This window comes from Pseudomonas lyxosi, from assembly GCF_047758685.1.
Taxonomy (GTDB): domain Bacteria; phylum Pseudomonadota; class Gammaproteobacteria; order Pseudomonadales; family Pseudomonadaceae; genus Aquipseudomonas; species Aquipseudomonas lyxosi.
This window is the reverse complement of sequence record NZ_CP180481.1, coordinates 317,440-332,728: the sequence shown is the minus strand read 5'-3', so window position 1 is coordinate 332,728 and position 15,289 is coordinate 317,440. Positions and strand designations below refer to the sequence as shown.

13 protein-coding genes are annotated in these 15,289 nt (G+C 60.3%); 2 read left to right on the top strand and 11 right to left on the bottom strand.

All coding sequences use genetic code 11. The features are described 5' to 3' along the window. Nucleotides 1–3: 3 nt before the first annotated feature. Nucleotides 4–3,105, bottom strand: coding sequence for a multidrug efflux RND transporter permease subunit (locus ACMXYI_RS01570; protein ID WP_415771286.1), 3,102 nt, complete (start codon nucleotides 3,103–3,105; stop codon nucleotides 4–6). Continuing rightward, nucleotides 3,102–4,262 carry an efflux RND transporter periplasmic adaptor subunit gene (locus ACMXYI_RS01565; protein WP_415771284.1) on the bottom strand — a complete coding sequence of 387 codons (1,161 nt, stop codon included), beginning with the start codon at nucleotides 4,260–4,262 and terminating at the stop codon, nucleotides 3,102–3,104. Before ACMXYI_RS01565 ends, ACMXYI_RS01570 begins: the two co-directional genes overlap by 4 nt. A 318-nt stretch (nucleotides 4,263–4,580) precedes the next feature. Here ACMXYI_RS01565 and ACMXYI_RS01560 point away from each other — a divergent pair, with 318 nt between their 5' ends. Beyond that, nucleotides 4,581–4,838: a hypothetical protein gene (locus tag ACMXYI_RS01560; protein ID WP_415771282.1), complete on the top strand. Its 258-nt coding sequence runs from the start codon at nucleotides 4,581–4,583 to the stop codon at nucleotides 4,836–4,838. 82 nt (nucleotides 4,839–4,920) lie between these two features. Here ACMXYI_RS01560 and ACMXYI_RS01555 read toward each other — a convergent pair whose 3' ends face one another. From ACMXYI_RS01555 to norR, 5 genes are all read right to left on the bottom strand, one after another. Next, complete coding sequence (locus tag ACMXYI_RS01555) at nucleotides 4,921–5,670, bottom strand: YkgJ family cysteine cluster protein (protein ID WP_415771280.1); 750 nt, start codon at nucleotides 5,668–5,670, stop codon at nucleotides 4,921–4,923. Between the two features lie 83 nt (nucleotides 5,671–5,753). Next, complete coding sequence (locus ACMXYI_RS01550) at nucleotides 5,754–6,080, bottom strand: hypothetical protein (RefSeq protein WP_415771278.1); 327 nt, start codon at nucleotides 6,078–6,080, stop codon at nucleotides 5,754–5,756. A gap of 43 nt (nucleotides 6,081–6,123) precedes the next feature. Further along, nucleotides 6,124–6,582, bottom strand: a complete 459-nt coding sequence (locus ACMXYI_RS01545; protein WP_415771276.1) for a GNAT family N-acetyltransferase — start codon at nucleotides 6,580–6,582, stop codon at nucleotides 6,124–6,126. A 27-nt stretch (nucleotides 6,583–6,609) separates the two neighbouring features. Beyond that, nucleotides 6,610–7,512 carry a chemotaxis protein CheV gene (locus ACMXYI_RS01540; protein ID WP_008147551.1) on the bottom strand — a complete coding sequence of 301 codons (903 nt, stop codon included), beginning with the start codon at nucleotides 7,510–7,512 and terminating at the stop codon, nucleotides 6,610–6,612. A 271-nt stretch (nucleotides 7,513–7,783) separates the two neighbouring features. Then, nucleotides 7,784–9,334: a nitric oxide reductase transcriptional regulator NorR gene (norR, locus tag ACMXYI_RS01535; protein WP_415771274.1), complete on the bottom strand. Its 1,551-nt coding sequence runs from the start codon at nucleotides 9,332–9,334 to the stop codon at nucleotides 7,784–7,786. Nucleotides 9,335–9,490: 156 nt separating this feature from the next. Here norR and hmpA point away from each other — a divergent pair, with 156 nt between their 5' ends. Continuing rightward, on the top strand, nucleotides 9,491–10,672 hold the full coding sequence (gene hmpA / locus ACMXYI_RS01530) for an NO-inducible flavohemoprotein (protein ID WP_415771272.1): 1,182 nt from the start codon (nucleotides 9,491–9,493) through the stop codon (nucleotides 10,670–10,672). Nucleotides 10,673–10,724: 52 nt separating this feature from the next. Here the strand turns inward: hmpA and ACMXYI_RS01525 are convergent, their stop codons facing one another. The 4 genes from ACMXYI_RS01525 to rhlB form a co-directional block, all read right to left on the bottom strand. After that, entirely contained in the window at nucleotides 10,725–11,381 is a 657-nt protein-coding gene (locus ACMXYI_RS01525; RefSeq protein ID WP_415771270.1) for a helix-turn-helix transcriptional regulator, read from the bottom strand. Nucleotides 11,382–11,473: 92 nt separating this feature from the next. Continuing rightward, a complete protein-coding gene (locus ACMXYI_RS01520; RefSeq protein WP_415771268.1) occupies nucleotides 11,474–12,601 on the bottom strand; it encodes an NAD(P)/FAD-dependent oxidoreductase in 1,128 nt (375 codons plus the stop codon). Between the two features lie 23 nt (nucleotides 12,602–12,624). Next, complete coding sequence (locus ACMXYI_RS01515; protein ID WP_415771266.1) at nucleotides 12,625–13,581, bottom strand: ornithine cyclodeaminase family protein; 957 nt, start codon at nucleotides 13,579–13,581, stop codon at nucleotides 12,625–12,627. A gap of 126 nt (nucleotides 13,582–13,707) precedes the next feature. Next, complete coding sequence (rhlB, locus tag ACMXYI_RS01510; protein ID WP_415771264.1) at nucleotides 13,708–15,195, bottom strand: ATP-dependent RNA helicase RhlB; 1,488 nt, start codon at nucleotides 15,193–15,195, stop codon at nucleotides 13,708–13,710. Nucleotides 15,196–15,289 lie beyond the last annotated feature (94 nt).

The following is a 15,289-nucleotide window of genomic DNA, read 5'->3' as shown; positions in this document are numbered from 1 at the left end:
GCCTCAGTCTGTGGTCGCCAGCGCGGGCAACGCTGCTGGTTTTGGCCGATGGAATAGCCGCTCAAGCCACAAGTATATGACCGGCGTGGTGAACAGCGTCAGCGCCTGGCTCACCAGCAAGCCGCCGACCACCGCGATCCCCAAGGGCTGGCGCAGTTCGGCGCCGGTGCCGTAGCCGAGCATCAGCGGCAGCGCGCCGAGCAGGGCGGCGAGGGTGGTCATGATGATTGGCCGGAATCGCGTGATACAGGCCTGGTAGATCGCTTCTTCCGGCGGCAGCCCGCTCTTGCGTTGCGCTTCGAGGGCGAAGTCGATCATCAGGATGCCGTTCTTCTTCACGATCCCGATCAGCAACACCAGCCCGATCAGCGCCATGATCGAAAAGTCCTGCCCGCAAATCCACAACATGATCACCGCGCCGAGTCCCGCCGACGGCAGCGTCGAGATGATGGTCAGCGGATGCACGAAGCTCTCGTACAGCACGCCGAGAATGATGTACACCGCCACCAACGCCGCCAGGATCAGCCATGGCTGGCTGGCCAGCGAACTCTGGAACGCCTGGGCCGCGCCCTGGAAGTTGCCGCTCATGGCGGCCGGCATGCCGATGTCGGCCTTGGCCTGGTTGAGCATGATCACCGCATCGCCCAATGCCACACCGGGCGCCAGGTTGAACGACAAGTTGGCAGCCGGGAACATGCCGTCATGGGCAATGGATAGCGGACCGACGGTGGGCGCATCAAATTTGGCCAGCGCCGACAGCGGCACCATTTCTCCGCTCAGCGGCGAGCGCAGGTAGAAATAGTTGAGGCTTTCAGCCTTGCCGCGCTGCTTGGTGTCCAGTTCCAGAATCACGTTGTACTGGTTGATCTGAGTCTGGAATTCGTTGATCTGCCGCTGGCCGAAGGCGTCGTACAGCGCTTCATCGACATCGCTGGCGGTCAGGCCGAAACGCGCGGCAGCGCTGCGGTCGATGCTGATGTGGGTGATGCTGCCGCCCAGTTGCAGGTCGTTGGAAATGTCGCGGAACGCCGGGTTGGCGCGCAGTTTTTCCGTGAGGCGCTGGGTCCAGGTGCTGAGGACGGCACCGTCGTTGCTCTTGAGCACGTATTGGTACTGCGCGCGGCTCGGGCCGGAGCTGAGGTTGATGTCCTGGCCGGCGCGCAGGTACAGCACGATGCCCGGGACTTTCATCAGTTGCGGGCGAATCCGGTCAATGAACTGGCTGGCGGAGACGTCGCGGTCGCTGCGTTTTTTCAGGGAGATCCAGAAGCGACCGTTGGCGATGGTCTGGTTACTGCCCGAGACGCCAACCGAGTGGGAAAAGGCCGCGACTGCCGGATCCGCCGCGACGATTTCGGCCATCGCCAGATGTTTCTTCACCATGTCGCCGTAGGAAATGTCGGCGGCAGCTTCGGTGGTGCCGAGGACAAACCCGGTGTCCTGCACCGGGAAGAAGCCTTTGGGGATGAAGATGTAACCGGCGATGGCCAGACCGAGGGACAGGCCGAACACGCCGATCATCAGCTTCTGGTGGGCGAGGGCGCGGCGCAGAAGTTTTTCATAACCTGCCAGCAAGCGTTCGCCAAACGTAGGTTTGCTGTGGGCGTGATGCACCGGTGCGCGCATGAACAGCGCGGCGAGCGTCGGCGCCAACGTCAGTGAGACCACCACCGAAATCATGATCGTCGAAGTGGCGGTCAGGGCGAATTCCTTGAACAGTCGCCCGACCACGCCGCCCATGAACAGCAACGGAATAAACGCTGCCACCAGCGAAAAGCTGATGGAGACCACGGTAAAACCAATCTCGCCGGCACCTTTGATCGCCGCCTCGCGCATGCCGTCGCCAGCTTCAAGGTGACGGTGAATGTTCTCCACCACCACAATCGCATCGTCGACCACAAACCCCACGGCCACCACGATCGCTACCAGCGTCAGGTTGTTCAGGCTGAAACCCATGATGTACATCAGGGCGAAACTGGCGACCAGCGAAACACCCAACACGGCGGACACGATCAGGGTCGCCGACCACTGGCGCAGGAACAGCGCCATCACCGCCACCACCAGCATGATCGCGATCAGCAGGGTGACTTCCACTTCATGCAGCGATGCACGGATTGTCTGGGTGCGGTCGACCAGCACTTTGACCTGTACTGACGCCGGCAGCATGGCTTCGAGGCCGGGCAGGGCGGCCTGAATGCGATCCACGGTTTCAACGATGTTAGCGCCTGGTTGCCGGGAAATCACCAGGTTCACCCCAGGCTTATCACCGGCCCAGGCTTGCACGTAGGCATCTTCCGAACCATTGACGACTTTGGCCACATCCTTGAGGTGAACCGGGGCGCCGTCCTTGTAGGAAACGATGAGTTGGCTGTATTCCTCAGGGTGGAACAACTGGTCGTTGGTCGACAGCGTCGAAATGCTTGACTCACCGTACAACGCACCTTTGGCCAGGTTGAGGCTGGTGTTCTGGATCGCCAGACGAATGTCCGCCAGCGTCAGGCCGATGGCAGCCAGTTTGTCAGCCGAGGCTTGAACGCGGATCGCCGGACGTTGCTGACCGGTGATGTTGATTTGGCCTACACCGTCGATCTGACTGATCTGACGGGAGAGCAAGGTTTCCACCAAGTCGCTGAGTTCGGTACCGGGCATTTGGGTCGAGTTGACGCTGAGGATCAGTACCGGGCTGTCGGCCGGGTTGACCTTCCTCCACGTCGGCAGGGTCGGCATGTCTTTCGGTAGTTTGCCGGCGGCGGTGTTGATCGCGGCCTGGACTTCCTGAGCAGCGGTGTCGATGCTTTTGTCGAGGGTGAATTGCAGGGTCAGGTTGGTCGAGCCCAAGGCGCTACTCGACGTCATCTGAGTCACGCCGGGGATGGCGCTGAATTGCACTTCAAGCGGCGTGGCCACCGACGAAGCCATGGTCTCCGGGCTGGCACCGGGTAATTGCGCGGCCACCTGAATGGTCGGGAATTCAGCTTCCGGCAATGGCGCGATGGGCAGGCGCGGGAAGGCGATGACACCGAGCAGCACCAGCGCAAAGGTCAGCAGAATCGTCGCAACCGGATGGTCGATGCACCAGGCAGAGACCGAGCCATGGCCCTTCATGGTTTCGGCTCCGATTGCACCACTTGCGGCGGCTCGGTCAGCACCTGCACGGTCGAACCGGGTTTGAGCCGCGACTGGCCGTCGCTGACCAGTACATCACCTGGTTTAACGCCTTTGATGATGTCCTGACCGCTGCCTTGATAGACCATTTGTACGGTAACGGTTTCGACCTTGTCGCCGTTGACCCGGTACACGAAATGTTGATCGAGACCGCGTTGTACGACCGTGGGCGGCACCACCAGCGCATCTTTATCCAGCGCTGTCTGAATTTTTACCGTCACCAGCAGGCCTGGCCAGAGTTTTTGCCCGGCGTTGTTGAATTCAGCCTTGGCGCGAATGGTCCCGGTGTTGGCGTTGATCTGGTTGTCGATCAGGGTCAAATGACCTTCGCCCAGTAGATTGCCGGTTTCGCCGTCAGTGTCGGCGCCGATGTAGGCCTTCACCTGAGCATGTTCCGGATCGTTGATCAGCCCCTGCAGGGTCGGCAGCATTTGCTGTGGCAGGGAGAACTCCACGGCGATCGGGTCGATCTGGGTCACCGTGAACAGGCCTTGAGCGTCGGTCATGCGCAGGAAGTTGCCTTCGTCCACCGTGCGAATACCGACGCGACCGGTCACCGGGGAGCGAATCTGTGTGTAGGAAAGCTGCACTTGAGCGGCGTCGATCGAGGCCTGGTTACCTTGGGCGGTGGCTTTGAGTTGGTTGACCAGGGCTTGTTGCTGGTCGTAGGTCTGCTTGGAAACGCCGTCATCGACGCTCAATAGTTTGTAGCGTTTGAGGTTGACCAGCGCCACTTGCAACTGCGCCTGGCTTTCGCCGAGTTGTGCTCGGGCCTGATCGAGGCTGGCGCGGATCGAGCGGTCGTCGATGGTGGCGAGCAGGTCGCCTTTGTTCACCAGTTGGCCTTCCTTGACCAACAATTTGGTGAGGATGCCGTCAATTTGCGGGCGCACCACAACGCTATGCAGGGACAGCACCGAGCCGATGCCGCTGACGTAGCGGGGGACGTCTTTTTCGACGACGTTCACTACCCGAACGGGGATCGCAGAGGGCGCGGTCAGTTTGGTGGTAGCGGGCTTGATGGCATACCACAGGCCCAGCGCTGCCAGAACGATCAGAAGGGCTGCGAGCAGGGCGGGGTTTTTCTGAATTCGCATGCGAGTGGGGCGCCGGGGCTGGGAGGTCGGAGTTTTTTCAGGTCTATACCTTCCTTTATAAACCTGTTCGCCGGTCAGGAAGGTGACGGGTAACTGACGGCGCTGTCAGTTTGGACCTCTGCGGGTCGACGCCGATCCCTCCCGCAGCAGCTGCCGGAGGCTGCGATCTTTTGATCTTGGCGGCCAGGTGGCCGACCAAGACACAAAACCCGACGGACTCGCTTGCTGCTTGAAGCTTGCAGCTCCCGACACAGGTATACTGCCGCCTTTCGCGGCTCGCTGACCGGGCCCGACTCTATTGCATCACCCGGAGCTTTCATGACTTCCCCGACACAACCGCCGGTTGCCGACGCTTTGAGCGACGACCAGGCAGACCTGCCAGACAGCGTCGACTCCAGCGCAGACAGCGAAACCAAAGCCGAGATCCCGGCGTTCAAGTTCCCGTTCAAGCCGGGCGACCTGGCCTCAGCGAAGAACGCCAGCCAGCCCTGGTACAAGAACGGCGCCAAGAACGGTCATACCAAGACCCCCGGCGCAGCGCCTCCCGGTACTCGTCGTTCGATGGGTAAGCGCTGAGTTTTAAACGCTGCGGTGCCTGATCTACCGTCTTCGCGAGCTTGCTCGCGAAGGGGCCATCAAAGGCAATACACCTTCTGGATCAAGCCGCCCGCAACGAAATAAACGCATAGTTCACTGGCGTATCTGTCGCCACGTGCGCACCAGCCGCCTGCACTTGCCCGGCAATGTCCTCACCCGACACATGAAACAACCAGTCAGCGCCTGACTCAGCCAATGGCTGCGCCGCAACCTGGTCCATGACCCTCGCAAACGCCGTCATGTCCGGCAGATAAGCGGTAAACCCATCGCCCTTCAACGCTGTAGTCCGAATCCCCAGCAACGCGCAAATCGCATCCTTGGTCCGAATGTCATCGCGATCCGCCTGACGGGAGCGCTGGATTAATCCGAGCAGTTCCTGATCCACCAATTCTCCCCCCACAATCAGATCCGGTCCCTTTTCCCACGACTCGGGCGGACACTCCTTTACTGCAGTGTTCAGGGGAATGTGCGGATTGATTTCCATCGGGTAGATGCGGCACACCAGTGGGCGACGTTCGTAGATGCGGCAGAGGTTGTCGTCGTCAAGATTCCGGCAAGGACCGACGTTGTAGGCGGCAAAGGTGATGGCGATGTACGCCTCGGATGCGCCGCTTCGAACACTCACCGAGCGACGTTCGGCGTGTTCGCGTTGCTGCACTGGCAGGCCCAGCCCATTGCCCAGGAAACCTTCCACCAATACGATCACCTGACCGCCATCGGCCGCCCACATCCGGGCTTCGGTCAAGGTCAGGGGCACGTGGTGGTCGTTGCAGCATTTACCACAACCTACGCAGGAAAACGTCGTATTCATTGAGCGTTTAGTCGCCTATCAGGGCATGAAACGGCGACAGAATGCCGCCGCAAAGGCCACTGTCAAAGCAAGTTATGCGCCAGTCACTGCGCCTTGGCGGTTGGGCGGATGGAGTCCCATTCGGTGACGTAAGCGGTTTTGCTTTTCTTGTTATAGAGACACAGTTCGGTGCCTTGCTGGCCTTTCATGTGTTTTTGCGGGTATTGGCCTTGCAACAGCAATGCGGTGTAGCCAACCCGGTCATCGAACTGCGCGGCGTTGCCGACGGGTTTGGCATTCTTCAAGCCACTGGCCTTGGTGCAACTGGCGAGCACGGCTTTGTCGTAAGCAGCCCAGGCGTCTGGGCTGGAGGCGTGGGCCTGGGAGGCGAGAGCAGTGAGGCAGAGGAGGGTCAGGGTTGAGGCTTTCATGTTCTGGCATCCTTGGGCGGGTATTGACCAAGTTCTGAGTATGTCAGGCTGGAACCGGTTCCCGGCGGACCACGCGCATCCCGGCGCTTTCATACAGCCGCTGCGCTCGAAGGTTATCTTCCAGTACCTTCAAGTCCACAAAACCTTCGCGCCGTTGCTGAAATATGTTGAAAGCATGTAGCAGCAACGCGCGTCCTAATCCTTGCCTTTGAGCCCGCGGATGCACCACCAGGTTCTTGATATAGGCGCTGGTCCAGCACTGGCACACGCCGACAATACCTTCGGCATCCAGGGCAATGAAGCACAGACTCGGATCATATTCAGGATCGGTTTCAAAACGCTGTTGCCAGACGTCGAGTGCCGGCACGCGACCGCCACCTTGCTGATAACCCAGTTCCATCAGACGATGAACGGCTTCTGCCAGTTCGGGGCGGTATTCGCTGAGGACGATTCCCTGAGGCCAAGTGATCGCAGGCACAACTTCAGCGAGGTTGCGCCGCATCAGAAAGCAGAATTCCTTGCTCAAGCCTCAATGACCTTGTTCAGCGACAGCCTTGGCTGCTTCGATCAGGCACTTGGTCAGTTCTGGCGAGGAGAACTTGGTCAGCACCGCGTTCGCGCCGGCAAGACGAGCCTTTTCGCTGTTCATCGCACTGTCCAAAGAGGTATGCAGCAGCACATAGAGGTGCGAGAAGTCCGGGGTTTCGCGCAAGGTGCGGGTGAAGGCGTAGCCGTCCATCTCCGACATTTCGATGTCCGAGACGATCAGGTTGATCTGCTGGGCCGTGCCTTGCAGGTCCAACAGGCAGTCAATGGCTTCCTTGGCGCTGCGGGCGGTGTGGCATTGCAGGCCGAGGTTGCGCAGGGTGTGCACTGATTGCTGCAACGCCACCTGGCTGTCATCGACCACCAGAATCCGCGCGTTGCCGAGTACTTCGGCGTCTTCCATGCTCAGTTCGGTCGGGGCCGTTTCGATCTGCGCCGGAGCGATGCCATGGATCACTTTTTCGATGTCCAGCACCTGTACCAATGTGCCGTCGACCGAGGTCACGCCAGTGATGTACGAACGCACGCCGCCAGAGCCAAAGGGCGGAGGACGGATGTCGGTGGTCAGGCAGTGGACGATCTTGCTCACGGCTTGAACGTGCAAACCCTGCTTGGAGCGGCTGACATCGGTGACGATCAGGCAGCCACCGTTCGGGTCTTCCAGCGGCCGTTCGCCGATGGCACGGCTGAGGTCGATCACCGACAACGAGGCACCGCGCAGGGTGGCGATGCCTTTGACGTGGGGATGCGACTCCGGCAGCTTGGTCAGCGGCGGGCAGGGGATGATTTCACTGACTTTCAGCAGGTTGATCGCCATCAGCTTGCCGCTGCGCAAGGTAAACAGCAGAAGCGAAAGTGAATCTGCGCGGGCTTTGTTTGAAGACATAAAAACCTTCTGTGGAAAAAGGTGATCGGCGATCGCGAGGATCGCCAACAGCTATCGATGCCGGGTTATCGACTTGTTGCGGGCAGGCTTTAGGGTTATTCCCCGGTATTGCCGACCAACGCGATCCCTGTAGCAGCTGCCGAAGGCTGCGTCCGGCTGCGAAGCAGTCGTAAATCCCGAGCCCTCGGTGCACCAGATATAGCGCGGTGAATGGTTTGGCGAGGACTGTGTCCTCGAACGCAGCCTTCGGCAGCTGCTACAAGGGACCGTGTTATTTCATTCCCAATCGCTTGGCCATTCGCCCAAGATTCGCCCGATCCAAGCCTAGCTCACGCGCCGCACTCGCCCAATTGTTATGGTGCCGTTCCAGACAGGCGTTGATCAGTCGACGCTGATAATCCTCGGTCGCCGCCCGCAAGTCTCCCGAGACCAAAGCAGCAGGGCTGGCAGGGACTGGCTCGGTTGCAAGCTCAACGCTGCCATTGGGCAAATCCAGATCCGCCGCGCTCAAACTCAGAATCTTCGGCCGCTCCTTGCAGTTACCCAGCGCCTTCAAGGCACTGCGGCCAATCAAGTGCTCCAGCTCCCGCACATTGCCCGGCCATGCATACGCCAGCAATGCAGCCTGCGCATCGCTGTTCAGGCGCAGGCTGTTGAGGCCCATGCGAGAGCGGTTTTGTTCCAGAAAATAACCGCTGAGCAGCAGCACATCCCGCCCACGATCACGCAGTGCCGGCACCAGCAACGGATAAACGCTCAGGCGGTGATAGAAGTCGGCACGGTAGCGGCCGCTGCGCACTTCTTCTGCCAGATCGCGATTGGTCGCGGCGATCAGACGTACGTCCACCTGATGTTCTTTATCCGAACCCAATCGCTGCAATTGACCGCTTTGCAGCACTCGCAGCAATTTGGCCTGGACGGTCAGGGACAGCTCACCGACTTCATCGAGAAACAGCGTGCCGCCATTGGCCAGTTCAAACTTGCCGCGTCGATCGTTCATCGCGCCGGTGAAGGCGCCGCGGACGTGGCCGAACAACTCGCTCTCTACCAGCGTGTCTGGTAGCGCGGCGCAGTTGAGGCTGATGATCGGCTTGTCGGCCCGAGGCGATGCGGCGTGGATGGCTTGGGCGACCAGTTCCTTGCCGACCCCGGTTTCGCCGGTGATCAGCACGGTCAGATCGCTGCCGCCAACCAGATTGATTTCTTCCACCAGCCGTTTGTGGGCCTTGCTCTGGCCAATCATCTCGCGGTTCTGCTGGCCGCTGGCTTGTCGGTAAACCTCGGCACGCTGATGTTCGTCTTCGACACGATTGGCCAGGCGTTCGATGCGCTCGGCGGCGTTGACCGTGGCGGCGGCGAGGCTGGCGAAGGCTTCCAGGGCGTCCAGCTCGATCGGTTCGAAGCGCTCCGGATCGAGTGCGTCGAGGGTCAGCAAACCCCATGGACGCTCGTCGATAAACAGCGGGCAACCCATGCAGTCGTGGACTTCCAGATGATCATCGAGGCCATCGACCAGTCCGTCGTAAGGGTCGGGTAATTCGCTGTCGGCGGCGAAACGGGTCGGGCCGTGGCTGCTGAGCAGCGCTTCGAAACGCGGGTGTTCGCTGACTTTGAAGCGTCGGCCGAGGGTGTCGGTGCTCAACCCGTCGACGGCCAGTGGCACCAGCCATTCGCCATCAAGGCGCAGCAGGGCGGCAGCATCGCACGGGAGCAAGGCGCGCATGGCTTCGAGCAAGCGCCGATAACGCTCGCCTTCGGGGAGTTCGCGGGACAGGTCGGCGACCAGTGGCAGCAGGGTGGTTAGCAAGGCTTTTGCAGTCATAGTGACTCCATGTAGTCGGTATGACTATAAGTCAGGGTGTGTCTATATGACTATAAAGAAATTAACTAATTGATTTATAAGGTTTTATCTTCTGGCACGGAAACTGATAAGTACAAGGCAGTCAGTTAGCAATCCAAGTAGATCAGGAGTCACCTTATGCTTAGCGTTCAAGACCGTGCAATCGTCAAATCCACCGTGCCCTTGCTGGAAAGCGGTGGCGAAGCATTGATCACTCATTTCTACCGCATGATGCTGTCCGAGTACCCGGAAGTCCGCCCGCTGTTCAACCAGGCCCACCAGGCCAGCGGCGATCAGCCACGCGCTTTGGCCAATGGTGTCTTGATGTATGCACGACACATTGACCAGCTCGACCAGTTGGGCGACCTGGTGGCCAAGATCATCAACAAGCACGTGGCCCTGCAAATCCTTCCGGAACATTACCCGATTGTCGGCGCCTGTCTGCTGCGAGCCATCTCCGAAGTGCTGGGCGACGAGATCGCCACACCTGAAGTGATGGCCGCCTGGGGAGCTGCTTACGGTCAATTGGCCGACATCCTGATCGGCGCCGAAACCAGTATCTACGACCAGAAGGAACAGGCACCGGGCGGCTGGCGCGGGGCGCGGGAATTCATCGTGGTGGCCAAGGTCGAGGAAAGCGCGGAAATCACTTCGTTCTACTTCGAACCGGCCGACAAAGGCCCGATTCTGGCGGCAGAACCCGGCCAGTACATCGGTATGAAACTGATCCTCGATGGCGAAGAGATTCGTCGTAACTATTCACTGTCGGCCTTGGCCAACAAGGGCCAGTACCGGATCAGCGTCAAACGTGAAACCGGTGGCCGCGCCTCCAACCATTTGCACGATCAGCTGCATGTGGGCTCCAGCATTCAGCTGTTCCCGCCATCGGGCGAATTCACCCTGACCGACAGCGACAAACCATTAGTGCTGATCAGCGGCGGCGTCGGCATCACTCCGACGCTGGCGATGCTCGAAGCGGCGTTGGCGACCGAGCGGCCGGTGCACTTTATCCACTGCGCGCGCAACGGTAGCGTTCATGCTTTCCGCGACTGGATCGATGGCTTGGCCGAGCGTCATCCGCAACTCAAACGCTTCTATTGCTACGACGAAGACGACGGCATCAGCCCGGCAGCGGACAAGGTTGGGTTGTTGAGCCAGGAGCAACTGGGCGAGTGGCTGCCGCAGCAGCGCGATCTGGACGCTTACTTCCTCGGTCCTAAAGGCTTCATGGCGGCGGTCAAGCGTCACCTGAAAGCGTTGGGTGTGCCGGAGAAGCAAAGCCGTTACGAATTCTTCGGGCCGGCTTCGGCGCTGGAGTAACGCTAACGCCGGGTACTCTGTGGCGAGGGAGCAAGCTCCCTCGCCACAGGTTTCAGCCCTTCAATTCTTTCAAATGTTTGTACACCGTCGCCCGCCCCATGTTCAGCACGTTCGCCACATAGTTGGAGGCGCTTTTGCCTTTGAAGGCGCCCTCGGCATGCAGTGCCAGCACCAGTTCGCGTTTATGGTCACGGGTCAGCAGGTTCAGGCTCAGCTGACGTTCGCGCAGCCAGGCGTGGAGGAAGGTGTTGATCCGCTCCTGCCAGTCATCGCGAAACAGCGAGTCCGGTTGCGGAATCAACTTGCTCGGCGACAGGAACAGGTCCAGCGCGGCCTTGGCATTTTCGAACAACGAAATATTCAGATTGATGCACAGCATCGCCAGCGGGTGACCTTCGCTGTCGAGCAGCACGCTGCTGAGGCTGCGAATCTTCTGGCCATCCCAATTGAGCTTTTCGTACGGCCCGATGTTTCGTTCGCTGATTTCTTCGCTGAGCATGTCTTCCAGCGCCGAGTCGTCACCGATTTCCCGTTTGGACAGGTTGTTGGCGATGTAGTCGACCTTCTGTGTGCGCAGATCGTGCAGCACCACCTCGGCGTGAGGAAAGAACAACGTGGCGATGGCATCGGCGATCGCGCGGAAGTTATCCAGCGGTGAGCTCTTCAATGCAGAGTCATCACCGGCTGGTTCTTGTTCTTGGGCGTTCATAAAGTGGAGCTCCAGACAGCATCACCGCCCCGTCAAAAAAGGGCGCTGGAAGTTTGCCGTAATCGTGTCTGCACGTCACCTGCGTCCGAAAGTCAGCCCAGTCGCGAAGGGGAGAGCATCTGGGGGTTCAGACCGAAGCGAGTCAGTTGCTCGGGCAAGGCTTCACCGCGTACCAGTGCAGCGCTGGCCTGGCCCATGGCCGGCGAGGTCTGGATGCCATAACCGCCTTGTGCTGCTACCCAGAATAACCCCGGCACCTGCGGATCGAAACCGGACAGCAAATCACCGTCGCTCACGAAACTGCGCAAGCCGGCCCAGGTGCGGGTCGGACGGCGGATGGTCAGGGTGGTGGCTTCTTCGATCTGGTAGATGCCCATTGCGATGTCCAGCTCTTCAGGCTGCACGTCGTGCGGTTCCACCGGGTCGGCGTTGGCTGGCGAGCCGAGGAGCATTCCGGCGTCGGGCTTCATGTAGAAGGATTCGTCGAGGCTGACCAGCATTGGCCAATGGTGGATGTCCACGCCCTCGGGGCCGGCGAAGATGAACGCCGCACGGCGTTTGGGTTGCAGGCCCAGTGGTTTGGCACCGGCGAGCTCGCCGATTTTGTCGGCCCAGGCGCCTGCCGCGTTGATGATGATCGGGGCGCTGAAGGTCTGACCGTTGGTTTGTACGTGCCATACACCTTCGGCGTCACGGGTCAGGCTCAGGACTTCACTGTCGGTATGAACTTCGCCTTTATTGCGCCGGATACCGCGCAGGTAACCCTGGTGCAAGGCATCGGTGTCGATGTCGCTGGCGGTCGGGTCGTAAATCGCACCATGGACTTTTTCCCGACGCAGAATCGGCAGGCGCACGCAGGCCTCGTCGGCGCTGAGCAGCTGCATCTCCGGCACCGTGGCTTTGGCGCTCAGGTATTGATTGTTCAGCTCGGCCGGGTCACCGGTGAAGTCCACGGTCATCTCGCCACGCGGGGTCAGCAGCGGGTGTTCGCAGAAACCGGCCGGAGGGGAGTCGAAGAAGTCGCGGCTGGCCTGGGTCAGCGCCCGAACCTGCGGTGTGCCGTAAGCGGCGGTGAACAGTGCGGCTGAACGTCCGGTGGAGTGGTAAGCCGGATGGGACTCGCGTTCGAGCACGATCACTCGGGCCTGCTGCGACAACCAGAAACCGGTGGAAGCGCCGGCAATCCCGCCGCCGATGATGATGAAATCTGCCTGGCTCATGAACGTCTCCTGTGGGGCCGGGCTCAAGCGCCGTGCCGTTGCAATTGATAAAGGGCATTGGCCAATGCGATATCTTCCAGACCCAGACCAATGGAGCGGAAGAACACATGGCGGTCGTAGTCGGGGCGCTGGACTTTTTCGCTGAGCAGATCGGGCAGATCGCCGATGATCGCGCCCTTGTCCCAGCCATGTTGTTCACCGGCAATCAGCATCTCGCCGGCCGAGCCCGGGGTGGTCAGACGATAGTCACAGAACACCTGCATGTCATTGAGGCTCTGCGGCGGCACTTCATGGGCCCGCGGCGCGTTGGTGCTGATGGAGGTGATCAGTGCCGGTTTGCTCAGGCTTGACGGGTCGATCACTGGGCCTGCGGACGAGGTGCAGAGCATGATCACGTCGGCGTCTTGAACCGCTGCTTCACGACTGTCGACGATGGTCAGGCGTGGATCGAGACTTTGGAGTTGCGCCAATACCTCGGGATTCTTGTCGCTCAGGCTCGGCGAGTAGAGGCTGATGCTCTGCCAGTCCCGCAGGCCTTTGACGTAGTGCAAGTGGGCTTGGGCGACCTTGCCGCTGCCGATGATCGCCAGGCGTCGGGCCTTGAGCGGGGCGAGGGCGTCGACCGCCACTGCGGTTGTTGCGGCGGTGCGTGCCGTGGTCAGTTCACCGGCATCGCAGAGCAGCAACGGCTGGCCGGTCTGCATCGACATCAGCAGCGTCCAGGCGGTCACCAGCGGGCCTTGTTCGCGCACGATGTACGGCGAAGTCTTGACCCCGTACACGCCGTCTTCGGCCAATACGCCCAGGTAGTTGATGAAGTCGCCAGCGCCCTGCGGGAATTCCACCAGTTGCTGCGCCGGTTGCACAGCTTGCCCGGCGGCCAGGTCGCGGAACAGTTTGCGCAGGATCTGCGGCACGTCGACCTGCGCCAGCAACTCGCTGGCCTGAGCTTGGGTGATCACGTAAGGCGTACTGGACATGGTCGGCTCCGGGAGCTGGAAGTAAACTAATTTGTCCATTATGGACTTTTAGTTGTCTCGATCAATGTCCGGACGAAAAAAAAGCGCAGTCCGTTTCCGGCTGCGCCTCTTTTAGTGCGACCCGCGTTACGGGCGTTTGCGTTCAACCGCCCGCAGCAGATGCGTCGGTGGCGTTTCGCAGCTGATCTTGCGACCCAGCAGCGCCTCGATGGACGGTAGCTGGTAGGAGTCGTCTTCACCGGCAAAACTGATGGACACGCCATCGGCGCCGGCACGACCGGTACGACCGATGCGATGCACGTAGTCGTCCGGGACTTCCGGCAGGGTGAAGTTGATCACATGGCTGATGCCGTCGATGTGGATGCCGCGACCGGCAACATCGGTGGCGACCAGGACGCGGATCTTGCCTTCGCGGAAACCTTCCAGGGTCTTGATGCGCTTGTGCTGAGGCACGTCGCCGGACAGTTGCGCGGCGTTGACGCCATCGCGCACCAGGCGTTCTTCGATGCGTCGCACTTCATCCTTGCGGTTGGCGAACACCATCACCCGTTCCCAACCGTTGTCGTTGACCAGGTTGTAGAGCAGTTTGTATTTGTCGGCACCGGCGACGGCGTAGATGTGTTGCTCGACGTTTTCGCTGGCCACGTTCTGCGACTCGATCTCGACGATCGACGGGTCGGTGGTCCATTGCTTGGCCAGGTTCATCACGTCTTCGGTGAAGGTCGCGGAGAACAACAGTGTCTGTCGCTCGTTCTTCGGCGGAGTCTGGCGAATGATCTGACGCACTTGTGGGATGAAACCCATGTCGAGCATCCGGTCGGCTTCGTCCAGGACCATGACTTCGACCATGTCCAGGTGCACGTCGCCGCGCTGGTTGAAGTCCAGCAGACGACCTGGTGTGGCCACGAGGATGTCGCAATGACGGGCTTCGAGGTGCTTGAGCTGCTTGTCGAAGTCCATGCCGCCAACGAACGTCATGACGTTGAGGCCGGTGTACTTGGTCAGGTCGGCTGCGTCCTTGGCAATCTGCACTACCAGTTCACGGGTCGGTGCAATGATCAGCGCCCGCGGCTCGCCCATATAACGCTCTTTCGGCGGCGGGGTTTCCAGCAACTGGGTGATGATCGAAATCAGGAACGCTGCGGTTTTGCCGGTGCCGGTCTGGGCGCGGCCAATGGCATCTTTGCCGGCCAGGGTGAAGCCGAGGACTTGTGCCTGGATCGGCGTGCAATACGGGAAGCCCAGGTCCTGAATGGCGTGCATCAGTTCGGGGGCGAGTTTGAAATCGTGGAAACGGGTTTTGCCTTCCTGGGGTTCGACGGCGAAGTCTTCGAGTTTCCAGGGGATAACCGGTGCTTTTGGCTTGGGGTCGCGACGCGGTCGGGCAGGTTTCGCAGCTTCGCTGCTTGGTTCTTCAGAGGCCTGAGCCTCAACGGGTTGGACGGCCGGTGTGGTCATCGGCTCGTGCTTCGGTACCGCTACGGCTGCGGTCCGACCAGACTGATTACCGTCGGTGCGGTGGCTGGGATGGTGAGACGGAGCGCTGGAGACTGGCGCGAGCTGCTCAGTCTCGCTTTTACCGAACATTTTCTTGAGTGCTTTGAGCACGGTCATCTCATCAATTGATTAAGGAATATACGCCGGCCAGTGTAATGCAAGAATCGGGCGCGGCGTAGTGGGATGGATCAATGGGCTGCTTTTCACATAA